We start from the raw sequence: 24,470 nt of genomic DNA, 5'->3' as shown, positions 1-24,470 counted from the left end.
CCCCCACTACTTCGCAAGCACCCCTTCCAGCAGCGCGGAATCACCCAGCACGGCCAGCGTCTCGCGAGGCGTGAGATGGCGGACTACCTGGTCGAAGCTGTCGCTTGCCTCGATCCGCGCACGCGCCACCGCGACGTGAAGGTCGATCTCGCCCGGGCCGCCGCGCCGCACCGGCGGCAGCGACGAGAGATGACGACGCAGCAAGTCGGAATCTTGCCGCAACGTCGCGAGCGCGGGGGCCGATGCGAGTGCCGGCGACGATGCCAGCTCATTGGCGCGGACCAGCACGCGTGGCGGCTTAGCTTCCTCCGGCGTCACGAACAGCGCGCGCATCGCCGGCCTGGCGGTCCAGGCCCCGATCGGGATCGCAAACAGCAGGCCGACGATCACCGGCGACATCCACAGCAGCAGCGGCAGCGACACCGCCCAGGCGCTTATCGCCATCGCAACACCGCAGGCGGTGGGGACACCGTACTTGCGATAGAGCTCGCGCCGCTCGACCGCGCCGTCGTCGCGCCGCTGCGTCTGCCAGCCGGCATCCCGGCCGAGCAGGATCTCGACGACCGCAATCGACTGGAACACCATCATGACCGGCGCGATCATCGCCGAGATCAGCACCTCGGCGATCACGCCCGTCAGCGCCCGGAACCCGCCGCCGAATTGCCGGCGCACGTCCGACCGCGTCAGCAACAGGAGGAAGCCGAGCAGCTTCGGCACGATCAGCAGCGCCATGGTGAGGCCGAACACCCAGGCGGCGAGCACGGGATCCTGTGCCGGCCAATTGGGAAACAGCGAAAAGCCCTTCGGAAAATATTCGGGCCGAATGAAGCGCGCCTGCAACGAGATCAGGATTCCGAGCAGCAGGAACGACAGCCAGAGCGGCGCGGTGATGTAGGAGCCGATCCCGGTCATGAAATGCAGCCGCGAGATCCAGTGCAGCCGGCGCGTCCTCAGCACGGCGAGATGCTGCAGATTGCCCTGGCACCAGCGGCGGTCGCGCGCGGCAAAATCCAAGAGCGACGGCGGCACCTCCTCGAAACTGCCGCCGAGCGTCGGCGCCATGTAGATCCCCCAGCCGGCGCGCCGCATCAGCGCCGCCTCGACAAAGTCGTGGCTCAGGATATGTCCGCCGAACGGCTTGCGTCCGGAGAGTTCGGGCAGCCCCGCCTGCTGCGCAAATGCTTCGATCCGGATGATCGCGTTGTGTCCCCAGTAATTTCCCTCGGAGCCGTGCCACCAGGCGACGCCGGCGGCGATCATCGGTCCGTACAGGCGGCCAGCGAATTGCTGGACGCGGCTGAACAGACTGCGCGCATTGACGATTATGGGCAGCGTCTGGAGCAGCGCCGCCTGCGGATTGGTCTCCATGGCGTGCGCCATCCGCACCATGGTGTCGCCCGACATCAGGCTGTCGGCGTCGAGCACGATCATGAACCGATAGGCGCCGCCGAACCGCGTGATCCACTCGCCGACATTGCCGGACTTCCGCGCCGTATTGTCGGCGCGATGCCGGTAGAACAGCCGCTGCGCGCCGCAGGCCTCGCACAGTTCGAGGAACGCCCGTTCCTCGGCGATCCAGATATCCGGATCGCGGGTGTCGCTGAGCACGAACCAGTCAAAGCTGTCGCCCTGCCCGGTCGCCTCGACGGACTCGTAGATGGCGCGCAGGCGCGCCATCAATTGATGCGGATTCTCGTTGTAGGTCGGGAGCAGGACCGCGGTCCGGCTCGCGAGCTGCGGCAAGGGACCATCGTCGCGGATCGGCAAGGCATTGCCGTTGCGGCGAAGCAGAACGAAGAAGCCGGCGATCGCCGAAGCGAACGAAAACGCGATCCAGGCGAGCAGCGCGACGAACAGCACCAGCACCATGCCCTCCATGATCGTCACGCCGCCGACCTGGACGACCATGTACATCTCGTAGGCGCCGGCACCGGTCAGCGCTACGGTCAACATCAGGACGAACGCGCGGCGCATCAACATGCCCGCACCGACCGACACCGGCGTGCTCACCGCATGCGGCGGCCGGCCGAGATCGGCCGCCGACATCGCAAGCGGGCTCTCTTGTGGCAGGAAGCCTTCGGCCGCCGCGGCGACGTCGGACTGAGGCGACGTGACTATGGCGCCCATCGATAGACCCAGATCTCGGAGAGCGGCTTGTCATCCTGCGCCAGATGCGCACGCAGCTCGATCGGGTCCTTCCTGACGGCGCATTGGAAGCTGAGCCGCCATCCGCCGGTATTCGGATTTGGCTGCGTGACGACATTCGTGATCTCGGACTTCTCGGCCGTCACGACGCCCTTGACGCTGCCGGGATCGATCCCCTTCAGATTGTCCCCGAACAGGTCGAGCACGAACAGCTTGCTGTTCTCGCCATGCGCGCCGATGCCGCTGCGCGTGAAGCGCGCGAGCGAGTGCGGCTTCGGCGCATCCGGCCCCCAATGCAGGCGATAGGTGAAATTGGTCTCGCTCTTGGCCTTGGGCGGCGCCTTCGGACGCCAGAATGCGGCGATGTTGTCGTGGACCTCCTCCTTGGTCGGGATTTCGATCAGCACGACCCCGCCCTCGCCCCAGTCCCCGACCGGCTCCATCCAGAGACTGGGCCGTCTCTCGAAGCTGGATTCGATGTCCTGATAGGCGAAGAAGTTTCTCTCCCGCTGCATAAGCCCGAAACCGCGCGGATTGAGATCCTGAAAAGTGCTGATCTGAAGATCGCGGGGGTTGCTGAGCGGCCGCCAGAGGCTTTCGCCCTTGCCGTTGAAGATCGCAAGGCCGTCCGAATCGTGCACCGACGGCCGGAAGTCGTCGACCTCGTTGCGATCGTTGGGCCCGAAGAAGAACATGCTCGTCATCGGCGCAAGGCCGGCATGCTCGAGATCGGCGCGCGGATAGAGCGATGCCTCGACATCGAACACCGTGGTCGCTCCGGGTCTGATCGTGAAGCGGTAGCTTGCCGCGCAGCTCTTGCTGTCGAGCAAGGCGTGAATGACCAGCGAGGTCGCGTTGGGCACCGGGCGCTCGAGCCAGAACGCCTTGAAGAACGGAAACTCCTCGCCCTTGGCCTCGCCGGTATCGATCGACAGGCCGCGCGCCGACAGGCCGTAGGTCTCGTCCTTGGCGACCGCGCGGAAATAGCTCGCGCCGAGGAAGACGCAGACCTCGTCATAGTAGTTCGGCTTGTTGATCGGCGCGTGGATGCGAAATCCGGCAAAGCCGAGGTCGGTCTCGGTGAAGTCAGGCACGGTCTCGCCGAACGAGAACATATCCTTGCTGTACTTGACTTCGCTGACCTTGCCGTCGGCGACCTCGAAGATCTTGACCTTGTTCTTGTAGAAGAAACCGCGGTGGAAGAACTGCGCTTCGAACGGCAGCTTCGCGCCGCGCCACAGCGCGCGCTCGGGCGTGAAGCGGATCGAGCGGTACTGGTCGTAGTTGAGATCCGTCAGGCCGTTCGGCAATTTCTCGTCCGGCGCCTCGAACGACTTGCTGGCGAGATTGCGCGCAAGCTCCCTGACCATGCCTGGGTTGAAGGGTGCGTCCGTCGCGCTCCCTGCGGCGGCGGCTTGGCGCTGTGGCAAGAACATGAGTGTCGGCAACACGGCCGATCCGTGGAGTAACTGGCGACGATTCAAAGCAGCTCCTGCTCGCTGACCGGGACGCCGCAATGCAACCGCCGAGCCGGCGCTGAGTTCCATCTTTGCTGCGAGCAAGCGAAGATTGTCCGCCGGCTGAACACCAGGACTTGCTTCAACGCAACCACACAACGCGTGGTCGGTTGCTGCCGTGCCGGAACCGTGGCGGAAAGGCTACGCCGAGAGCTACGCGCTCTCGAGCGTCGGCGCGACCTCGCGTGCGACCTGCACCAAGGCTGCGATCAACGGCGTCATCGGATCGCGCTGCGGGATCACGAGGCCGATGCTGTAGTCCACGACCGGATCGACGATCGGAATGCTGCGCACGGCATCCGCAAGGCCGAGCGTCTCGGCGAGCTTGGCCGGCATCACGCTCGCCCAACGCCCCGTTTTCACATGCGTGAACAGCACCAGCAGCGAGTTCGAGGTCAGCGTCGGCGTCGCCTCCGCGCCGACCGAGCGCAAGGCGCGGTCGATGATGCGGCGGTTCTGCATGTCGGGCGTCAGCAGGCACAGCGGCACCTGGCCGACCTCCTTCCAGGTCACCGTCTCGCGGTCGCCGAACATCGCATCCGGCGCGGTCAGCAGGCGATAGCTCTCGTTGTAGAGCGGAATGGTGCGCACCTTGCCGATCGGCTCGTTCTCGATGTAGGTGAGCCCCGCATCGACCTCCAGATTTTCGAGCAGCCCCAGCACCTCGGACGAGGTGGTGGACTGGATCCGGAAGCGCACCTCGGGATGGCGCGCCCGGAACGGTGTGGTGAGCGAGGCCACCATGCCGAGCGCGGTCGGGATCGCCGCAATCCGGATCTCGCCCGACAGCTTGTCCTTGAGGCTGTTGATCTCCTGCTGCATCGCGCGGGCATCACCCACGATCCGCCGCGCCCAGTCGAGCGCCCTCTCGCCTTCCGGAGTAAATCCCTGGAAGCGAGACCCGCGCTGGACCAGCATCACACCGAGGATCTCCTCGAGCTGCTTGAGCCCGGTCGACATCGTCGGTTGCGTCACGCCGCAGGCCTCCGCCGCGCGTCCGAAATGCCGCTCCTTCGCCAGCGCCAGCAGCAGTTCAAGCTTGTCGATCAAGGTTCAGATCCCTTCGGAAAACGGTGCCCCAAGCGGCAGCCCGACACGTCCATAGGTAGCACGATCGAGGTGCGATCCCGAAATCCAAAGAGCCACGGAAGTGCGTGATTCCAGAACATTATTACGAAACCGCATCGATCCATTCGGCAACGCTATTAATCGCGTTGCGCAATCGCCGCATGAGACAGCTTTATTGATGTTTCGAAGAATTCCAACTCTCATGTGCGAAGCAAAAAACTGATCGTGAGAAGCGCTGATGACGGTGGGATACGAACCTTGGGACAAGGCGCGCGGCGCTGAAATCATCGCCGAGCATGCCGGGCTTGAAGGCGCCACGCTGGTGATCCTGCACGCGCTGCAGGAGGCCTTCGGCTACGTGCCGGAGCCGGCGATCCCGATGGTGGCGGAGGCGCTCAACCTGTCGCGCGCCGAGGTGCACGGCGTCTTCACCTTCTACCATGATTTCCGGAAGCAACCTGCCGGACGCCACGTCCTCAAACTGTGCCGTGCGGAAGCCTGTCAGGCCGCGGGCGGCGATGCGCTGGCTGCGCGCGCCGAGGCAAGGCTCGGCGTCTCGCTCGGCAACACCACGGCCGACGATCGCGTCACGCTGGAGCCGATCTACTGCCTTGGCCTGTGCGCGACTGCGCCGTCTGCGATGCTCGATGGCCGCCTCGTCGGCCGGCTCGATCAGAAGCGCCTCGATGCGCTGGTTGCGGAGGCGCAGCGATGACGATGCGGATCTTCATTCCCCGCGACGCCGGCGCGGTTGCCGTCGGCGCCGACGACGTCGCCCTCGCCTTCGAGCAGGCCGCGGCAGCGCGCGGCATGCCGGTGGAGATCGTCAGGACCGGCTCGCGCGGCCTCTACTGGCTGGAGCCGCTGGTCGAGCTGGCGACGCCCCAGGGCCGCGTCGGATTCGGCCCGGCGACGCCGGCGGACGTTCCATCCCTGCTCGACGCGATGGCCGGCAATGGTCAGCACGCGCTGCGGCTTGGTGTCACGAACGAGATCCCCTGGCTGAAGCGCCAGACCCGCCTCACCTTCGCCCGTTGCGGCGTGATCGATCCGCGCTCGCTCGACGACTACCGCGCCCATGGCGGCTACAAGGGCCTCGCGCGGGCGCTGACGCTGACCTCCGACCAGATCCTCGCCGACGTCACGACGTCCGGCCTGCGCGGCCGCGGCGGCGCAGGCTTTCCCACCGGCATCAAATGGAAGACGGTTGCCCAGGCCAAGGCCGACCGCAAATTCATCGTCTGCAACGCCGACGAAGGCGACAGCGGCACCTTTGCCGACCGCATGATCATGGAAGGCGATCCGTTCCTGGTGATCGAGGGCATGACCATCGCCGGCATCACCGTCGGCGCAACCAAGGGCTACATCTACATCCGCAGCGAATATCCGCACGCGGTGGAGGCGATGAACGCGGCCATCGTGGCGGCCCGCCGCGCCGGTTTGCTCGGCAAGCGCATCGGCGGCTCCGCCCATGACTTCGATCTCGAAGTGCGCGTCGGTGCCGGCGCTTACGTCTGCGGCGAGGAGACCTCGCTGCTGGAAAGCCTCGAAGGCCGCCGCGGCATCGTGCGCGCCAAGCCGCCGCTGCCGGCGCATCACGGCCTGTTCGGCAAGCCGACCGTGATCAACAACGTGCTGTCGTTCGCCGCCATCCCCTTCATCCTCGCCGAAGGCGCCAAGGCTTATGCCGATTTCGGCATGGGCCGCTCGCGCGGCACGATGCCGATCCAGCTCGCCGGCAATATCCGTCACGGCGGGCTGTTCGAGACCGCCTTCGGCGTGACGCTCGGCGAGCTCGTCGACGATATCGGCGGCGGCACGTTGACCGGCCGCCCGGTTCGCGCCGTGCAGGTCGGCGGGCCTCTTGGTGCCTATTTCCCCCGCGCCCTGTTCGACACGCCGTTCGACTACGAAGCCTTTGCCGCCCGCGACGGCCTGATCGGCCATGGCGGCATCGTCGTGTTCGACGACAGCGTCGACATGCGCAGGCAGGCGCGCTTTGCCATGGAGTTCTGCGCCATCGAATCCTGCGGCAAGTGCACGCCCTGCCGGATCGGCTCGACCCGCGGTGTCGAGACCATCGAGAAGATCATCAGGGGCGAGCGGGTGAGCGAAAACCTCGCGCTCGTCGAGGACCTCTGCAACACCATGAAATTCGGCTCGCTCTGCGCGCTCGGCGGCTTCACGCCCTACCCCGTGCTCAGTGCGTTGAAGCACTTCCGGGAGGATTTCGGCGGAGATCTAGGCCCCGCACCGGCCCGGCTGCAGGCCGCGGAATAGCAAGGAAATCACGATGTCGCTGATCCAGGAAACCGATTTCGGCACGCCCAAATCCAAATCCGAGACGATGGTGACGCTGACCATCGACGGCAAGGAGGTGACGGTGCCTGAGGGCACTTCCATCATGCGTGCCGCGATGGATGCAGGCCACCAGATTCCAAAGCTCTGCGCGACCGATATGGTCGACGCGTTCGGTTCCTGCCGTCTCTGCCTCGTCGAGATCGAGGGCCGCGCCGGCACGCCGGCGTCCTGCACCACGCCTGTGATGCCCGGCCTCGTCGTGCACACCCAGACCGAGCGGCTGAAGCGGCTGCGCAAGGGGGTGATGGAACTCTATATCTCCGACCATCCGCTCGACTGCCTCACCTGCGGCGCCAACGGCGATTGCGAGTTGCAGGACATGGCCGGCGCAGTCGGCCTGCGCGACGTGCGCTATGGCTATGAGGGCGAAAACCACGTTTTCGCCAAAACGGACGGCTGCACCAACGACAATTGGATGCCGAAGGACGAGTCCAACCCGTACTTCACCTACGATCCCTCCAAGTGCATCGTCTGCTCGCGCTGCGTCCGCGCCTGCGAGGAGGTGCAAGGCACTTTCGCGCTGACCATCTCCGGCCGCGGCTTCGACAGCCGCGTCTCGCCCGGCATGAGCGAAAGCTTCCTCGGCTCGGAATGCGTCTCCTGCGGCGCCTGCGTCCAGGCCTGCCCGACCGCGACGCTGACGGAAAAGTCCGTGATCGAGATCGGCCAGCCCGAGCACTCCGTGGTCACCACCTGCGCCTATTGCGGCGTCGGCTGCGCCTTCAAGGCCGAGATGCGCGGCGAGGAAGTGGTGCGCATGGTGCCCTATAAGGACGGCAAGGCCAATCGCGGCCATTCCTGCGTCAAGGGCCGCTTCGCCTGGGGCTACACCAACCACAAGGAACGCATTCTCAAGCCGATGATCCGCGAGCGCATCGAGGATCCCTGGCGCGAAGTGTCCTGGGACGAGGCGTTCTCGTTCGCCGCCGCCAGGATGCGCGGCATCCAGAAGAAATACGGCCGCGACGCCATCGGCGGCATCACCTCGTCCCGCTGCACCAATGAAGAGACCTATCTGGTGCAGAAGCTGATCCGCGCCGGCTTCGGCAACAACAACGTCGACACCTGCGCCCGCGTCTGCCATTCCCCCACCGGCTACGGCCTCGCCACCACCTTCGGCACCTCCGCCGGCACGCAGGATTTCGACTCGGTCGAGGAGACCGATGTCGTGGTCGTCATCGGCGCCAACCCGGCCTCCGCTCACCCCGTCTTCGCCTCGCGCCTGAAGAAGCGGCTGCGCCAGGGCGCCAAGCTGATCGTGATCGATCCGCGCCGCACCGAGATGGTGGAATCGCCCCACGTGAAGGCGCTGCATTTGCCCCTGATGCCCGGCACCAACGTCGCGGTCATGACGGCGCTGGCGCACGTCATCGTCACCGAAGGGCTCGTCAACGACGCCTTCGTGCGCGAGCGCTGCGACTGGAGCGAGTTCGAGGAATGGGCCGCCTTCGTCGCCCAACCGCAGAACAGCCCGGAAGCCACCGCCATCCTCACCGGCGTCAATCCGAAGGACCTGCGAGAGGCAGCCCGCACCTACGCGACCGGCGGCAACGGCGCGATCTATTACGGCCTCGGCGTCACCGAGCACAGCCAGGGCTCGACCACCGTGATCGCGATCGCCAACCTCGCGATGGCAACGGGCAATATCGGCCGTCCCGGCGTCGGCGTGAACCCGCTGCGCGGCCAGAACAACGTTCAAGGCTCCTGCGACATGGGCTCGTTCCCGCACGAGTTGCCCGGCTACCGCCACATCTCGGGCGATGCGGTGCGCGAGCAGTTCGAGGCGTTGTGGAACGTCAAGCTCAACCCGGAGCCCGGCCTGCGCATTCCCAACATGTTCGATGCCGCGGTCGAAGGCACCTTCATGGGCATCTACGTGCAGGGCGAGGACATCCTGCAATCCGATCCCAACACCTCGCACGTGGTGGCGGCGCTGTCGGCGATGGAATGCGTCATCGTCCACGATCTCTTCCTGAACGAGACCGCGAACTACGCCCACGTCTTCCTGCCCGGCTCGAGCTTCCTCGAGAAGGACGGCACCTTCACCAACGCCGAGCGCCGCATCCAGCGCGTGCGCAAGGTGATGACGCCGAAGAACGGCATGGCGGACTGGGAGGTCACCATCGGCCTTGCCAAGGCCATGGGCTTCGAGATGAAGTACAGCCATCCGTCCGAGATCATGGACGAGATCGCAGCGCTGACGCCGACCTTCGCCGGCGTCTCCTATGCCAGGCTCGACGAGCTCGGCTCGGTGCAGTGGCCCTGCAACGAGAAGGCGCCCGAGGGCACGCCGGTGATGCACATCGACGGCTTCGTCCGCGGCAAGGGCAAGTTCGTCGTGACCGAATATGTCGCGACCGACGAGCGCACCGGCCCGCGCTATCCCCTGCTGCTCACGACGGGTCGCATCCTCAGCCAGTACAATGTCGGCGCGCAGACAAGGCGCACCGAGAACGTCGTCTGGCATCCCGAGGACCGCCTCGAGATCCATCCGCACGACGCCGAGCAGCGCGGCGTGCGCGACGGCGACTGGGTGCGGCTGAAGAGCCGCGCCGGCGAGACCACGTTGCGCGCGGAGATCACCGACCGCGTCGCGCCGGGCGTCGTCTACACCACCTTCCACCATCCGGACACGCAGGCCAACGTCATCACGACCGACTATTCGGACTGGGCCACCAATTGTCCCGAATACAAGGTCACGGCGGTGCAGGTCTCGCCCTCGAACGGCCCGTCCGACTGGCAGAAGGCTTATGACGCGCAGGCGCGGCACTCCCGCCGCATCGCACCGGTGGTGGAAGCCGCGGAGTAACGATGCGCGAGCCCGTCCACCAATCGAGGCGGAAAGTCTGGCGTGACGGCGTCTTCAGCGACGGCGCGCGGCTGATCCCGGAGGAGACTCCGCTGGCGCTGACCTATAATGGCGGCACCTACGCCGTCATGATGGGAACGCCCGAGGACCTGGGCGACTTCGCCGTTGGATTCAGCCTGAGCGAAGGCATCGTGCAAGCGGCCGACGAGATCGAGACCCTCGACATCGTCGAGCTCGATGACGGCATCGAGCTTCGGATGTGGCTCAGGCCTGACAGGGCCGAGCGGATCGCCGAGCGGCGGCGCAACATCGCCGGACCGACCGGCTGCGGCCTGTGCGGCCTCGATTCCATCAGCGAGGCGGTCCGGCCGGCCGCGGTGGTGCGCGCCGGCCGCGTATTCTCGCCGCGCGAGATCATGGCGGCGATGCAGGCCATCGCGCCCTTGCAGTCGATCAACCTGCAAACCCGCGCCGTTCACGCCGCCGCGTTCTGGTCCCCCGCACGCGGCATCGTCGCGCTGCGCGAGGATGTCGGCCGTCACAACGCGCTCGACAAGCTCGCCGGCGCCCTGGCGCGCAGCCGCGCGGATGCGCGCGGCGGCATGGTGCTGCTGACCAGCCGGGTCTCGGTGGAGATGGTGCAGAAGACGGCCGCGATCGGCGCGCCGCTGATCGCCGCGGTGTCGGCGCCGACCGCGCTTGCGGTACGGATGGCGGATGCCGCCGGCATCACGCTCGCCGCGATCGCTCGCGCCGATGGATTTGAAATCTTTACGCATCCGGAACGCGTCACAGGCGCGGTGGCCGGCAAGGAGTCCGCTTATGTCGTCGTCGCCTGACAAACTGGTCTATATGGCGAACCAGATCGGAAAGTTCTTCCAGAGCCAGGGGCGCGACCGCGCCGTGCAGGGCATTTCCGAGCACATCTGGAAGTTCTGGGATCCGCGGATGCGCAAGCAGATCTTCGCCCATCTCGACGCCGGCGGCACCGGCCTCGATCCCGACGTCCGCGATGCCCTGCAGAAGCTGAAGCAGCAGGCGTAGGGCGCTTTTGCAGGCTCAGCTCCGCACCGTCACCCCGCACAATGGCTTTGCCATTGTCGCTGGAGGAGGCCGCAAAGCGGCCGTCTCGAAGGGCGACGGCCCGACTGTGGCCGCTCATCCTTCGAGGCTCGAAAGAGCTCGCACCTCACAGAATGTGAATATATGGCGGAGGAGCGGCGCCAAACATTCAATGTCGTCCCGGCGAAAGCCGGGACCCATAACCACCGAAGGCCATTGTTGCGCAGGGCTGGGGCCACAGCCTTCCTCAACAATTAAACCCTGTGGTTATGGGTCCTGCTTTCGCAGGGACGACGTCGGACATGTTGTCCCGGCTTCAGTCCCGTCATCCTTCGAGGCTCGCAAGAGCTCGCAGCTCAGGATGACGGGTCGAGCATCGCAGTCGGATCAGGCCCCGCCCACGATCGCGTTGAAGACGCGGCGCACCTCGCTCTGGGTCTCGCGCAGGCGGGCTTCCAGTGCGGAGAAATCCGGCGTGTCCCCGGCCCGCGCCATCACGCGCAGCAGGTCCTCGCCCGCGGTCTCCGGATTGAACTTGCCGGTCACGCAAAGCCGCAGGATCTGCGTCAGGTCGTGATAGAGCCGCGCCGCGGCACGCAAGATCTCGGTCTCGGACTGCGCGAGCACACCGAGCCTGGCGGCGTTGTCGAGCACCTGCAGCGTGGAGACGCTGAGGATTTCCGGCTTCACCGGGGCATGCACGAGCTGGAGATATTGCGCGATGAAGTCGATGTCGACCATGCCGCCGGCCGCATGCTTGATATCCCAGCAATCGGCCTCGCCCTTTTCCTGCGCGATCGCACGCCGCATGTCGGCGACGTCGGCCGCGGCCGATGCCGCATCGCGCGGCCGGGTCAGCACGCTGCGGATGATCGTCTCGATCTTCTCGCGGAATTCGGGCGACGCCGACACCACGCGGGCGCGCGTCAACGCCATGTGCTCCCAGGTCCAGGCCTCGGTGGCCTGGTAGTCCGCGAATGAAACGAGACTCGAGGCCACCGGGCCGGCGCGTCCCGACGGCCGCAGGCGCATGTCGATCTCATAGAGCACGCCGTAATTGGTGCGCGTCGTGAAGGCGCTGATCAGGCGCTGGGTGAACCGCGCGAAATAATGCGCGCCGTGAAGCGATTTCGGTCCATCGGAGTCCGGATCGTCGCTGTCGAAATCGTAGAGCAGGATCAGGTCGAGATCGGACGAGGCCGTCATCTCGCGGCTGCCGAGCCGGCCCATCGCGATGATCGCGGTCTCCTGCCCCTTGATCCGGCCGTGTTGGGCGGCAAAGCGATCGGCGACGAGGCCATGCACCGTGTGCACGATTCCTTCGGCGACATCGGCAAAGGCGGTGCTCGCCTGCTGCGCCGAAACCGTGCCGGACAGGATGCGCGTACCGATCAGGAACAGGCTCTCCTGGCCGAACAGGCGCAGGCGATCGAGAAACTCCTCGTAGGAGTCCGCGTCTCGCACGGTGGCCGCGAGCCGGCCCGACAATTCCTGCCTGTCGGGCATGGCGCCGAAGAAGCGCGGGTCGATCAGACCATCCATGAGCTGCGGCTGCCGCGCCAGCATCTCGCCGAGCCGCGGCGCCGCCCCCAGCACCAGCGCCACCAGCGCGACGAGATCGCGGTTCTGGCCAAGCAGCGTGATCAGCCGGCCGCCCCGCTGCAGCGCGCCGAGGAAACGGTCGAACGCCGCCACCGCATCGTCCGGCTCCTCGGCATTCGCGAGGCCGTCGATCAGGCCGGGAATGAATTCGAGGAACGCGGCGCGCGTCGCCTCGACGCGTAGCGCGCGATAGTCGCCCTCGATCCATTGCTGCACGGTGCCGGCAACCGCAATGGGCTTCTTGAAGCCGAGATTGGCGAGATGCTCGATCAGGCGGGCGTCCTCGGGTCCGGCGCCGTAGTCGATGTCCGGCAGCTTCGCGGTGCCGGTCGGATCGTCGCCCTCGAACAGCTTGCCGTAGTGGTTCTGCACGATCTTGAGCTGGCCGAGCAGGTCCCTGGCGAAGGCCTCGCGATTTTCGTAGCCGAAGAAATGCGCAAAACGCTCGACGTCCTCGGGCGCTTCGGGCAGCGTATGGGTCTGCTCGTCCGCGATCATCTGGAGGCGATGCTCGACCCGGCGCAGGAATTCGTAGGCCGTCGTCAGCTCGTCGCGCGCCGCAGAGGTGATCCACTTGCTGGAGGCGAGTACATCGAGCGCCTCAAGCGTCGGCCGCACCCGCAATTCCGGATGGCGGCCGCCCGCAATCAGCTGCTGAGTCTGCGCGAAGAACTCGATCTCGCGGATGCCGCCGCGCCCGACCTTGACGTTATGTCCCTCGACCGCGACCTCGCTCTGGCCACGATAGGTCTGCATCTGCCGCTTCATGTCGTGAACGTCGGCGAGCGCGGCGAAGTCGAGATGCTTGCGCCAGACGAAGGGCGCGATCTCTGCCAGAAGCGCTTCACCCGCCCTGGGATCGCCGGCGCAGGCCCGCGCCTTGATCATCGCAGCGCGCTCCCAGGTGCGGCCTTCCCGCTCGTAGTAATGCAGCGCGGCGTCCGTCGAGATCGCGACCTGGGTCGAGGCCGGGTCCGGACGCAGCCTGAGATCGACCCGGAACACATAGCCGTCGCCCGAGCGCTGCTGCAGCATGCGCGCCATCCCCTGCGTCACACGGACGAAGAACGGCTGCGGCTCGATGTCCGCCGCCAGCGTTGTCGCATCGGGATCGAAGAACACGATCAGATCGATGTCGCTGGAATAGTTCAGCTCGCCCGCGCCCATCTTGCCCATCGCGAGCACGATCAGCCCCGAACCCGCTTCGGGGTGATCGGGATCGGCGGCGGTCATCCGGCCGCGAGCTACTTCCTGCCGGAACAAATATCGCAGCGCCGATTGCACCGAATTCACCGCGATGTCGGTGAGCGCCGCCGTCACCCGCATCACCGGCCAGACACCGCCAATGTCGCACAGCGCGATCAGCAGCGCGGCCTCCGCCTTCATCCGGCGAAGCAGACGCATCACCTCGGCCTCGCTGCCGGCGGCGAGCACCTCGCGCGACGTCGTCTCGATCAGGCCGGCCAGATGCTGTTCCGGGTCGCATGACAGGATCCGGATCAGCCGCGCGGCGTCGGCGCGCGCGAGCTCGAACAGGTAGGGCGAGAACTCGGCGATTCCGCGCAGGATGTCGCGTGCGAACGGATGTTCGAGCAACGCATTGAGCGCGCCCGATTGCGCCGGCTCGAGCTCGGCGAACCAGTCGGTCAGGCGCTGATCGGCGGATACGGGCGCGGCGACACGCGGTCCGTCCGCGAACCGCGCGGCCAGACGATGTCGATCCGCGTTTCCCGGCGCGGCGGCATTCATGCCGCCTTCTGTGGCACATCCTGCGTTTGAGCCGCAAGCCTGTCACTGCCGCCCGCCCGCGCGGGCAGCACCAGGGTGGCGATCAGCCCCGGATGGGCATCGCCGAGCCTGAGCTCTCCGCCATGCAGCGTGGCAACAGCCGAGGCGAGGCTGAGGCCGAGGCCGGAGCCCGGCAGCGTGCGGCTCGCCTCCAGCCGGACGAAGCGCTCGACGACATGCTTGCGGTCGCTTTCGGGGATCCCGGGGCCGCGATCGGCGACGCTGAGCAGCACCTGATCGCCTTCGCGCCGGGCCTCGATCAGGATCTCCCGCGCATCCGCATTGAGCGGCTGCACGCTCACGTCGGGCTTGCCGTATTTGATCGCATTCTCGACCAGATTGGCGAGCGCCTGGCTGATCAACTCGCGGTTGGCATGAACCGGCGTCGGATCGGCCTTCACCTTCAAGGTCATGCCGTCGTCCTCCGCCAGGGGTTCGTAGAGCTCGTGGATGCCATTGGCGACATCGGCGGCGTCGAAATCATCCATGTTGCCGCGCGCCTGTCCGGACTCGGCGCGCGCGATCATCAGAAGCGCGTTGAAAGTACGAATCAGCCCGTCGGATTCCTCGATAGTCCGCTCCAGCGCGGCGCGGTAATCGGCCTCGCAGCCTGATCTCGCCAGCGCCTCCTCGGCGCGATTGCGCAGCCGCGTCAACGGCGTCTTGAGATCGTGGGCGATGTTGTCGGAAACCTCCTTCAGGCCCGCCATCAGCGCCTCGATCCGCTCGAGCATGGCGTTGAGGTTCTCGGCGAGGCGATCGATCTCGTCGCCGCTGCGGCCGACCGGCAGCCGGCCGGACAGATCGCCCGCCATGATGCGCTTGGTGGTGCCGGTCATGGCGTCGATGCGCCTCAGCACCCTCCGCGCGACGAAAATGCCGCCGGCGAGGCCAAGCACGACCACGATCAGGACCGACCATTGCGCCGCCTTGGCGACGATGCCGAACAGGCGCCGCCGCTCGGCGAGGTCGCGGCCGATCAGCAGGCGGAAGCCGTTCTCCAATTCGGTGACGCGCACCAGCGCGCGGTGATCGGTCTTGTCCTGGTCGTCGAGCCGGCGATAGGCGGTCTCGGTCCAGCCCTGCGTGCTCATCACGCCCGGGGCCAGCGAGCCGACATTGCCGGCGACCGCCTGCCCGGTCGGGGTGGTCACGAGATAGAGGTTCGCGCCCGGGCGCAGCGCCCGATTGCCCATGGTGCTCAGCAGGCCGCGCAGGCCGCGGCGGTTGTAGATGTCGGTGATCTCGCTGATCTCGGCATTGACCGTCTGCGTGATCTCCTCGGTGATCAGCCGCCGCGTGTTCCAGGCGAAATAGGCCAGCAGCGAGGCCGCGAACATCGCGAACAGCAGCAGATAGACCAGCGTCAGCCGGAACGCCGTGGTGCGGACGAGTTTACCGAATGCCGTCACGGATCATGTACCCGGCGCCGCGGATCGTGTGCAGCAACGGGCGCTCGAAACCCTTGTCGATCTTGGAGCGGAGCCGTGAAATGTGCACGTCGATCACGTTGGTCTGCGGATCGAAATGATAGTCCCAGACGTTCTCGAGCAGCATGGTGCGCGTCACCACCTGGCCGGCATGCTTCATCAGATATTCGAGCAGGCGGAATTCGCGCGGCTGCAGCGTCAGCTCGTCCTTGCCGCGGGCGACGCGATGCGACAGCCGGTCGAGCTCGAGATCGCCGACCCGGTAGAGCGTGTCCTCGGCCGGGCCGCCGCGGCGGCGCGACAGCACTTCGACACGGGCCAGGAGCTCGGCGAACGAATAGGGCTTCGGCAGATAATCGTCGCCGCCGGCACGCAGGCCCTTGATGCGGTCGTCGACCTGCCCGAGCGCGGAGAGAATCAGCACCGGCGTCGTGCTGCCCTTGTCGCGCAGTGCGCCGATCAGCGACAGGCCGTCGCGCTTGGGCAGCATGCGATCGACCACCAGAACGTCGTAATCGCCGGACTCGGCCATCGACAGCCCTTCCTCGCCATCGGAGGCGAGATCGGCGATATAGCCGACTTCGCGGAATGCCTTGACCAGATAGTCGGCTGACTCACGGTCGTCTTCGATGATCAGGATGCGCATTTGCGGAGCGATTGCGGTCACGGAAATTGGCCCTCTGTCAGCATGACGCGGCCGGCCTGCACATGCAAGACGACCGCGCATATTCTCGATTGCTTGAAAAAAGTGGGCGGTGAAGCTGGGGGACCTCACCGCCCTGAGACCTTCCGACAGAGGGGGGCATATTCCATCGAAAGGCAACGTAGGGAGCGAGCAAGGGGCCCGCCCCCCGGAAAGCGCCGTCGGCGGGGGCGACTGATGCCGGCGACACCTTCCAACTCATAGATAGTTATCCCTTCGCCAGCGGCACTGCCACAAAGCGCGACGAACCGCCGCTCTTCACGCGCATCAGGACGCTGTTCTTGTTGTCGGTCCGCGCCGCGTTGATGGCGTCACGGACTTCGCCCGCGGTGGCCACGCTCTTGCCACCGACTTCGAGGATCACGTCGCCTTCCTTGAAGCCGCGTTCGGCCGCGGCGCTCTTCGGATCGACCTCGGTGACGACGACGCCTTCCTTGCCGGCGCCGGCCACCGAATTGGCGGGGGCCACGGTCATGCCGAGCTTGGGCACGTCGGTGCCGCGATTGGCACCCTTGCCGCTGTCCTTGTCGGTGTCGGCCTTGGCCTCGACCGTGTTCGGCAGCTGGCCGAGGGTGAGGTTCACGACCTTGTCCTGGCCCTTGTGCAGCACGTTGAGCTTCACGGCATTGCCGGGCGCGAGGCCGCCGATGGTGCGGGCGAGCTCACGGGCGTCCTTGACGGATTCACCGTTGACCGCCGTGATCACGTCGCCGGACTCGATGCCCGCCTTGGCGGCCGGACCGTTGGCCTGCGGCTCCGCCACCAGCGCGCCTTCGGCCTTCTTCATACCGAGGCTGTCGGCGATGTCGGAGGTCACGGGCTGGATCTGGACGCCGATCCAGCCGCGGCTGACCGAGCCCTTGTCCTTCAGCTGCGCGACCACGCTCTTGACGGTGTTGGCCGGAATCGAGAACGCGATGCCGACGCTGCCGCCGGACGGCGAGTAGATCGCGGTGTTGACGCCCATCACCTCGCCGTTGGTATCGAAGGCCGGGCCGCCGGAATTGCCCTTGTTCACGGGCGCATCGATCTGGATGAAATCGTCATAGGGACCGTTGCCGATATCGCGGCCGCTGGCCGAGACGATGCCCGCGGTCACAGTGCCGCCAAGACCGAAGGGATTGCCGACCGCGAGCACCCAGTCGCCGATGCGCGGCTTGCTGTCGGCGAGCTTGGCGAACGGGAAGTTCGAGCCGCCCTCGACCTTGATCAAGGCGAGGTCGGTGCGCTGGTCGGTGCCGATCACCTTGGCGGTGTAGGTCTTGCCGTCATCGGTGGTGACCTCGACCTTGTCGGCGCCGTCGACCACGTGGTTGTTGGTCACGGCATAGCCGTCGGCCGAGATGAAGAAGCCGGAGCCCTGGCCCGTCACCACGCCACCGCCACGCGGTCCACCGCGCAGGCCCGGGGGCAAGCCATCGGGACCGCCGAAGCGGCGGAAGAAGCGCTCCATCGGCGAGCCCGGCTGGAACGGCGAGGCGGAATCATCGCCGTCATCGTTGCTCGCAATCTTCTCCTTGATGTTGACCTTCACCGAGATCACCGACGGCTTCACGCGCTCGACGATATCGGCAAAACCGACCGGCTGCTGAACCTTCTTGACCTCGTTATTGACCTGCGCATGCGCGGGCGTCGTGAACAGATCGGCGGGGTTGTGCGAGGGGCTGAAGCCATAGGTGGCGGCACCGAGGCCGGCCACGACCGACGCCATCAGCGCGAGTTTGCGGGCAGAGAACAGCGAGCGCTTCGGCGCCTTGTAGGACGGAAGGGTCGAGAGGTCGGGACGATCGGTCATGTCTTGAAATCTCCAGGGCCAGAATCATTGGTGCCGGGGCAAGCACCTGATGGGTCTGAACATGGGGTCACCAGCCTTACGGCGCGCTGGCTGCGGAATTAAACTTTTGTAATTGAAGCGGCCGCCGCTGCGGCAGAATAGCGCAGGTAAATAAAGGACTTAAAAGGGAACTAAAGCGGCTTGTCCGGCGCGGATTCGGCCGCCAGCAGGCGTTCCAGGCGCGCCCGCTCGTCGGACGTCAGTCCAGGAGCGGAATCGCCCCCGCCCGCCGCCGGATTTGCCTTGCGCCGGCCGAGCCGCCAAAGCGCAAAACCGCCCAGCAGCAGCGCCAGCGGCGGGGTCAGCCACAGCAGCAGCGTGTGCTCGTTGAAGCGCGGTTTCAGCAGCACGAACTCGCCGTAGCGCGCCACCAGGAAGTCGAGCACCTGGGAATTGCTGTCGCCGGCGGCGATACGCTCGCGCACCAGGAGCCGCAGGTCGCGTGCCAGCGGGGCGTCGGAATCGTCGATCGACTGGTTCTGGCAGACCATGCAGCGCAGCTCGTTGGAGAGCTCGCGCGCCCTCGCCTCCTTCGCCGGATCCGCCATGACCTCGTCGGGCAGCACCGCCCGGGCGGGCATCGCACCGTGCATCAGGGTCGCCGCAAGCACGGCGGCTGCAAGCGCGCGCGACCGCATCACTCGGCCGCCTGCAATGCGCGTGCTGCTTTGGCCGGCTTCGGCGCGCCGACACGCAGGCGACGATCGGAGAGCGAGAGCACGCCGCCGAACGCCATCAGCACCGGCCCCCACCAGATCAGCAGCACCATCGGCTTGTAATAGATGCGCACGGCGATCGCGCCTTCGGCGGTGGCGTCGCCGAGCGAGACGTAGAGCTGGCTCGCGCCGCGCGTCAGCAGCGCGGCCTCGGTCGTCGACGAGCCGCGCGTGGTGAAGCTGCGCTTCGACGGCGTCATCACGCTGACCTTCTCGCCGTCACGTGTCACGGTGAATTGCGCGACCATCTCGCGGAAGTTCGGCCCCTGCCGCGGGTTCAGCCCGTCGAGCTTCAGCTCGTAGCCGGCGACATGAGCGACGTCGTTCGGCTTCATCGTCGCGATGTATTCGCTGTTCCAGGTGGTCTCGCAGACGATCCCGATCAGCGCGACGCCGAGGCCGGCATGCGCAAACGCCGTGCCCCAGGTCGCGCGTGGCAACCCGCGCGCGCGGCGCAGCGAGAGCGACAACGGAATCCGGAACAGCGCGATGCGCTCGGCGAGATCGCACAGCGCGCCCATGATCACGAACACCGCCAGCCCGATCGCAAGCGGCGCCAAGGTCGCGCCGCCATAGGTCCACGCCAACACCAGCGCCATCGCAACCAGCGCGACGATGCCGGCCACCATCAGCCGCTGTGCCGCGCCGAGCAGATCGCCGCGCTTCCACGCCAGCATCGGCCCGAACGGCACCGCGAGCAGCAACAGGGCAAACAGCGGGGCGAAGGTGAGATTGTAGAAGGGAGCGCCGACCGACATCTTCTCACCGGTCAGCACCTCGAGCGCCAGCGGGTACAGCGTACCGATGAACACGGTCGCGCAGGCGGTGGTGAGCAAGAGATTGTTCAGCACCAGCGCGCCCTCGCGCGAGATCGGCGCGAACAGGCCGCCCTGCTTCAACGAGGTGGCGCGACCCGCGAACAGCGCAAGGCTGCCGCCGATGAACAGGCAGAGGATCAGCAGGATGAACACGCCGCGGGTGGGATCGGTAGCGAAGGCATGCACGGAGGTGATGACGCCCGAGCGCACCAGGAAAGTGCCGAGCAGCGACAGGGAGAAGGTCAGGATCGACAACAGTATCGTCCAGACCTTCAGCGCATTGCGCTTCTCCATCACCAGCGCGGAATGCAGCAGCGCGGTGCCGGCGAGCCACGGCATCAGCGAGGCGTTCTCGACCGGATCCCAGAACCACCAGCCGCCCCAGCCGAGCTCGTAATAGGCCCAGTACGACCCCATGGCGATGCCGAGCGTCAGGAAGATCCAGGCGACCAGTGTCCACGGCCGCACCCAGCGCGCCCAGGCCGCGTCGATCCGTCCCTCCATCAGCGCCGCAATGGCGAAGGAAAACGAGATCGAGAAGCCGACATAGCCGAGATAGAGCATCGGCGGATGCACGGCCAGACCGATGTCCTGCAGCACCGGATTGAGATCGCGCCCCTCGATCGGCGGATTGGCGATGCGCAGGAACGGATTCGATGTCACCAGGATGAAGAGATAGAAGGCGCTGGCGACCCAGGCCTGCACGGCCAGCACATGCGCGCGCAGCGACAGCGGCAGATTGTTGCCGAAGCTCGCGACCAAACCGCCGAACAGCGCGAGGATCGACACCCACAGCAGCATCGAGCCTTCATGGTTCCCCCACACGCCCGTGATCTTGTAGAGCAGCGGCTTCGTCGAGTGCGAGTTCTCGTACACGTTGGCGACGGAGAAATCCGAATTCACGTGCAGCATCACGAGCGCTGCGAACGACACACCGACGAACAGCAACTGGGCGAGTGCGGTCGAGCGCGCGACGTTCATCAGCGCCGCATCGCGCCAGCGCGCGCCGACGATCGGCACGATGGACTGGATCAGCGCGAGCCCGAGCGCGAGCACCAGGGCGTAATGTCCACTTTCGGCAATCACCGCACGGCTCCCTGTGTCGGCGCCGCGGAGGCGCTCGGCTTCGCACCGTAATCGTCCTTCCAGTGCCCCTGCTTCTTCAGGGCATCGGCGACCTCCTTGGGCATGTAAGTCTCGTCGTGCTTGGCAAGGACGGTATCGGCCTTGAACACGCCGTTGGCGTCGAGTGCGCCTTCGGCGACCACGCCCTGCCCTTCGCGGAACAGGTCGGGCAGGATGCCTTTGTAGGCGACCGGCAGCTTTGCGTTGCCGTCGGCGACCTCGAAGGTCACCGCGAGATTGTCGCCGCGCTGCAGCGAGCCGGGCTGCACCAGCCCGCCGAGGCGAAACCGCTTGCCGGGCTCGACGTGCTTCTCGGCGACCATGGTTGGCGTCGAGAAGAACACGATGGAGTCGCGAAGTGCGTTGAGCACCAGCGCGGCGATCGCGAGCACGACGAGCGCGCAGCCGATCAGTGTCAAACGCCGTTGCTTCCTGGTCATGTTCCATCCTTGCGCATGACATCCTCCGAAAACCGCTGCGCACTTTTCGGCATCATGCGTTATCCATCCAGCCCGAGATTCTTCAGCCCTTCATTGAGCTGACGCAACCGGTCCGCATCGTTGGCGACCGCCTGACGGGCATCCGCGAGTGCGCTCATGGCCTTGTCCCGCTCGCCCATCACGAGATAGGCGCGCACCAGGCGCAGCCAGCCCTCGACATCGTCACCGTTCTGCTTCAGCCGCGTGGCCAGACGATCGACCATGCCTTTGATCATGGTGCCGCGATCGGCCTCGCTCATGTCCCGGGCCGCGGCCACCGCACTGTCCGGCAGCGCCGGTGCGCTCACGCCACCGGGCGAGCTGACGCCGCCGGGCGAGCTGCCGCCGACCCTCACGAGCGCGGCCTGCACCAGCGGCCGCCACGGCGCGTCCGCCGGCGCCTTCGCCAGCATCTTCTGCCAGAGCTCCGCGGCATCAGCCTTGCGGCCGTCCTGCTCGGCGGCGAGGCCGAGGAAATAGTTGGCCTTGGCATCGTCGCCATTCAGCGCGACCGCGCGCTCGAATTCCGCCTTGGCGTCCGCGGTGACGACGCCGCCGGCAGTCCCCATCAGCGCCTCGCCGAGATCGGCGCGGCGATCGGCGCTGTCGCCGGCATAGGTGATGGCGTTGCGATAGGCGCGGACGGCGTCATCGTAGCGGCCGAGGCGCGACAGCACCGGCGCCAGCACCGTCCAGCCGCGGCCGTCGGTCGGGTTCTTTTCCAGATGCGCCTCGACCTGGGCGACCAGATTGGCGAGCGGCTGGTTGGCGTCGGCCACCCGGCCGCGCTCGGCGAGCGGGAAGTCACCGAGGCGCGGCGAGCCGAGCGCGAGATAGAAGCTTGAGGCAATCACAGGCAATCCGACCAGGCCGACGATCGCGGCAGTGCGCCGCAGATTGAGGCTGCCTTGCACCGGAGCCTCACGTCCGCCCTGATCGGCGGCGGCCAGCAGCCGGCGGCTGATCTCGATCCGCGCGGCATCGGCCTCGGCGGCACGGATGATACCGGCGGCCATGTCGCGGTCGATTTCGGCGAGCTGGTCGCGGTAGACCACGACCTCGCTGCCACCGGTATCCGTGCGCCCGCGGCGGCCAAGCGGCCAGAGCACGGCGAAAATCGCCGCGACCGTCATCAGCGCGAACACGAACCATAGAGTCATCAAGCGGTTCCCGGATGGAACGGCGGCTTCCGGCAAGCCGCCTTAGAATCGCTTTACACTACCGGCGGCGAGCCCGGCAATTGACAATTACTGGATCGGCGGAAGGTCGAAATCAGGCGGTTTTCGGTGCCGTTCCGACGGGATTGCAACGGTGTCTCCTGGCGAAGGCGCGCGCTGCCAAAATATCGAAAACAACCCCATGCAAAGTAGCGGGGCGGTCGCCGGCGCTCGATTGATGGTTGACACGTCGGGCAAATCAGTGCCACACTTCCATTATTCCGAAATAACGCAAATGCCCATCGTCCCGCCTTGGCGGGTCGGCTTGCCGTCGAACATGCTCGCGAATTGCGCGATCTCGCTACCCCGCGCGGGAAGATTTGCGCTCACCGGTCACGGCGTTTTCGGCGGCCCGGCTCATCAACGAGGCGTAATCGTCGCCGAACAGCACCTGGCAGAAGCGGATCGCGGCCTGCACCTGCTGCTGTCGGAAGGCCCGGACCCGCGCGTCGCCGCCGCGCAGCGACTGCACCAGCCCCTCGGTCGACTGCTCGACATAATGTTGCAGGTCGGAGAAGGTCCGCAGGGTCACCTCGTTGATGGCGAGCTCGCTGGCATAGGTGCGGCACACCGCGACGAAATCGATCAGCGCGGCGGCGTCCTCGACTTCGGACTGGTCGATCTTGGCGCCGGCCGTGATGTCCTTCTCGGGGCGCTGGCGCAGGATGCGGCGAACGCGGCCGGGAACGCTGTCGATCTCGGACTGCAGCGCATTGGAAATGTCGGCGCGGATCGACGTCAACTGCTTGCCCCAGGCGGAATCGTTGCGCAGGTCGAGCTCGGTGCGCAGGCCGCGCACGCCGTCGTGCAGCGTCTTGAGATGCTCGCCGACATAATCGAAATGCCCGCGCCTGATGTCGGTGCGCAGGCAGGCCGCGACGAACGACAGGTCGTGCAGCGCGATGGTGACGGCGATACCGTACGGCGTCGCCGCAACCCGCAGTTCGTCGTCGGACGCGGCAATCTTGATGGCGAGGCGGATGATCTGCCAGGGGGCGGTGAGCCGCTGCGCAATCAATGACAGCGCAAACGGCAGCATTTGCGGCGTCTGCAGCGACGGCAGCTTGAGCGCTTCCGTGGCGGAGGCGATCTGGGAATCGGCGAACACGCGGATCTGGCTCGGCAGCCGGCTGCCCAGGGTTTCCAGCGCCTCGCGGGCCTGCAGGACGAGGCCGATCGGCAGCAGGTCCTCGACCACGTTTGGCGGACCGACCCGCGACAGCGCGCGTTGGCGATCGTCCTGACTTGGCCCCGCGATCTTGAGGATGGCGTCCGCGGCCGCAAGCTGGAACTTGCGCGCGGCAGTTTCCATCGGACCGCTCTCCGTGGCCGCGGCGAGCGCCGCCTCGAACGCGCGAGCCGCCTCGGGCGCGCCCTCGCGGGCCAGCCATTGCCAGATCGGCAGCAGCGAGGCGCGCCGGAGCTGGCCCGGCCGGGTCGGGAAATTGGTCTCGGCGAGGAATGGCTCGAGCGGCCGGAACAGGAGCCGCGCCGGATCATCGCTGCGCGGCTGGATCTGCTCGTCCTCCTCGGCCCCGCGCACGATCTTGCGCAGCTGTTCGAGGACCAGATTGGCGACCGCGACGTCGTCGCCACGTTCGACGGCGCGCTCCAGCTCGCGCATCAGCAGCGCCTGCGATTGCGGCGGAAGCTGTGCGAGATAATCCCTCAGCCGCTCGGTCGATTTCTGGCTCATGCGCCCGGTCGTGAAAGCTTGGTGCCCGGCAAAAGCCGCAGCCCGTCCGCCCGCTATGATAGAGGTCGGCGCGTTAAGAAGCCGTTTAGGAATAATAGCG

General features: G+C 66.5%; 17 protein-coding genes. 5 read left to right on the top strand and 12 right to left on the bottom strand.

Annotated elements, in window-relative coordinates:
* Positions 1 to 6: 6 nt before the first annotated feature.
* The 3 genes from mdoH to RX327_RS14735 all read right to left on the bottom strand — a co-directional run bounded on the left by mdoH (position 7) and on the right by RX327_RS14735 (position 4,712).
* On the bottom strand, positions 7 to 2,127 hold the full coding sequence (mdoH, locus tag RX327_RS14745; protein WP_317250679.1) for a glucans biosynthesis glucosyltransferase MdoH: 2,121 nt from the start codon (positions 2,125 to 2,127) through the stop codon (positions 7 to 9).
* Positions 2,115 to 3,581 carry a glucan biosynthesis protein G gene (locus RX327_RS14740; protein ID WP_317251258.1) on the bottom strand — a complete coding sequence of 489 codons (1,467 nt, stop codon included), beginning with the start codon at positions 3,579 to 3,581 and terminating at the stop codon, positions 2,115 to 2,117. The genes mdoH and RX327_RS14740 overlap by 13 nt, the downstream gene beginning before the upstream one ends.
* A gap of 234 nt (positions 3,582 to 3,815) precedes the next feature.
* The gene (locus tag RX327_RS14735) at positions 3,816 to 4,712 is read right to left on the bottom strand and encodes a LysR family transcriptional regulator (protein ID WP_317250678.1); all 897 of its coding nucleotides are present in this window, start codon (positions 4,710 to 4,712) and stop codon (positions 3,816 to 3,818) included.
* Between the two features lie 256 nt (positions 4,713 to 4,968).
* Between RX327_RS14735 and RX327_RS14730 the strand changes: the two genes are divergently transcribed.
* Genes RX327_RS14730 through RX327_RS14710 form a run of 5 tightly spaced genes read left to right on the top strand, consistent with a single transcriptional unit; the run spans position 4,969 to position 10,944 of the window.
* Positions 4,969 to 5,445, top strand: a complete 477-nt coding sequence (locus tag RX327_RS14730; protein ID WP_317250677.1) for a formate dehydrogenase subunit gamma — start codon at positions 4,969 to 4,971, stop codon at positions 5,443 to 5,445.
* Positions 5,442 to 7,010, top strand: coding sequence for an NADH-quinone oxidoreductase subunit NuoF (locus RX327_RS14725; protein ID WP_317250676.1), 1,569 nt, complete (start codon positions 5,442 to 5,444; stop codon positions 7,008 to 7,010). The genes RX327_RS14730 and RX327_RS14725 overlap by 4 nt, the downstream gene beginning before the upstream one ends.
* A 13-nt stretch (positions 7,011 to 7,023) precedes the next feature.
* Positions 7,024 to 9,900 carry a formate dehydrogenase subunit alpha gene (gene fdhF / locus RX327_RS14720; protein WP_317250675.1) on the top strand — a complete coding sequence of 959 codons (2,877 nt, stop codon included), beginning with the start codon at positions 7,024 to 7,026 and terminating at the stop codon, positions 9,898 to 9,900.
* A 2-nt stretch (positions 9,901 to 9,902) separates the two neighbouring features.
* The gene (gene fdhD, locus RX327_RS14715) at positions 9,903 to 10,739 is read left to right on the top strand and encodes a formate dehydrogenase accessory sulfurtransferase FdhD (protein ID WP_317250674.1); all 837 of its coding nucleotides are present in this window, start codon (positions 9,903 to 9,905) and stop codon (positions 10,737 to 10,739) included.
* Entirely contained in the window at positions 10,723 to 10,944 is a 222-nt protein-coding gene (locus RX327_RS14710; protein ID WP_028331549.1) for a formate dehydrogenase subunit delta, read from the top strand. Before fdhD ends, RX327_RS14710 begins: the two co-directional genes overlap by 17 nt.
* Before the next feature lie 405 nt (positions 10,945 to 11,349).
* Here RX327_RS14710 and RX327_RS14705 read toward each other — a convergent pair whose 3' ends face one another.
* The 9 genes from RX327_RS14705 to RX327_RS14665 form a co-directional block, all read right to left on the bottom strand.
* A complete protein-coding gene (locus RX327_RS14705; RefSeq protein WP_317250673.1) occupies positions 11,350 to 14,313 on the bottom strand; it encodes a bifunctional [glutamine synthetase] adenylyltransferase/[glutamine synthetase]-adenylyl-L-tyrosine phosphorylase in 2,964 nt (987 codons plus the stop codon).
* The gene (locus RX327_RS14700) at positions 14,310 to 15,764 is read right to left on the bottom strand and encodes a sensor histidine kinase (RefSeq protein ID WP_317250672.1); all 1,455 of its coding nucleotides are present in this window, start codon (positions 15,762 to 15,764) and stop codon (positions 14,310 to 14,312) included. The genes RX327_RS14705 and RX327_RS14700 overlap by 4 nt, the downstream gene beginning before the upstream one ends.
* Positions 15,748 to 16,428: a response regulator transcription factor gene (locus RX327_RS14695; protein WP_317251257.1), complete on the bottom strand. Its 681-nt coding sequence runs from the start codon at positions 16,426 to 16,428 to the stop codon at positions 15,748 to 15,750. Before RX327_RS14695 ends, RX327_RS14700 begins: the two co-directional genes overlap by 17 nt.
* Positions 16,429 to 16,693: 265 nt before the next feature.
* The gene (locus RX327_RS14690; RefSeq protein WP_317250671.1) at positions 16,694 to 18,280 is read right to left on the bottom strand and encodes a Do family serine endopeptidase; all 1,587 of its coding nucleotides are present in this window, start codon (positions 18,278 to 18,280) and stop codon (positions 16,694 to 16,696) included.
* Between the two features lie 170 nt (positions 18,281 to 18,450).
* Positions 18,451 to 18,957, bottom strand: coding sequence for a cytochrome c-type biogenesis protein (locus RX327_RS14685; RefSeq protein WP_317250670.1), 507 nt, complete (start codon positions 18,955 to 18,957; stop codon positions 18,451 to 18,453).
* Positions 18,957 to 20,939: a heme lyase CcmF/NrfE family subunit gene (locus RX327_RS14680; protein WP_317250669.1), complete on the bottom strand. Its 1,983-nt coding sequence runs from the start codon at positions 20,937 to 20,939 to the stop codon at positions 18,957 to 18,959. The genes RX327_RS14685 and RX327_RS14680 overlap by 1 nt, the downstream gene beginning before the upstream one ends.
* Positions 20,936 to 21,418, bottom strand: coding sequence for a cytochrome c maturation protein CcmE (gene ccmE, locus RX327_RS14675; protein ID WP_317250668.1), 483 nt, complete (start codon positions 21,416 to 21,418; stop codon positions 20,936 to 20,938). Before ccmE ends, RX327_RS14680 begins: the two co-directional genes overlap by 4 nt.
* Before the next feature lie 59 nt (positions 21,419 to 21,477).
* Positions 21,478 to 22,617: a c-type cytochrome biogenesis protein CcmI gene (ccmI, locus tag RX327_RS14670; RefSeq protein ID WP_317250667.1), complete on the bottom strand. Its 1,140-nt coding sequence runs from the start codon at positions 22,615 to 22,617 to the stop codon at positions 21,478 to 21,480.
* Positions 22,618 to 22,975: 358 nt separating this feature from the next.
* The gene (locus tag RX327_RS14665) at positions 22,976 to 24,370 is read right to left on the bottom strand and encodes a hypothetical protein (protein ID WP_317250666.1); all 1,395 of its coding nucleotides are present in this window, start codon (positions 24,368 to 24,370) and stop codon (positions 22,976 to 22,978) included.
* Positions 24,371 to 24,470 lie beyond the last annotated feature (100 nt).

The organism is Bradyrhizobium sp. BEA-2-5 (assembly GCF_032918025.1).
GTDB lineage: Bacteria > Pseudomonadota > Alphaproteobacteria > Rhizobiales > Xanthobacteraceae > Bradyrhizobium > Bradyrhizobium pachyrhizi.
This window is presented reverse-complemented; position numbering and strand designations above follow the sequence as displayed.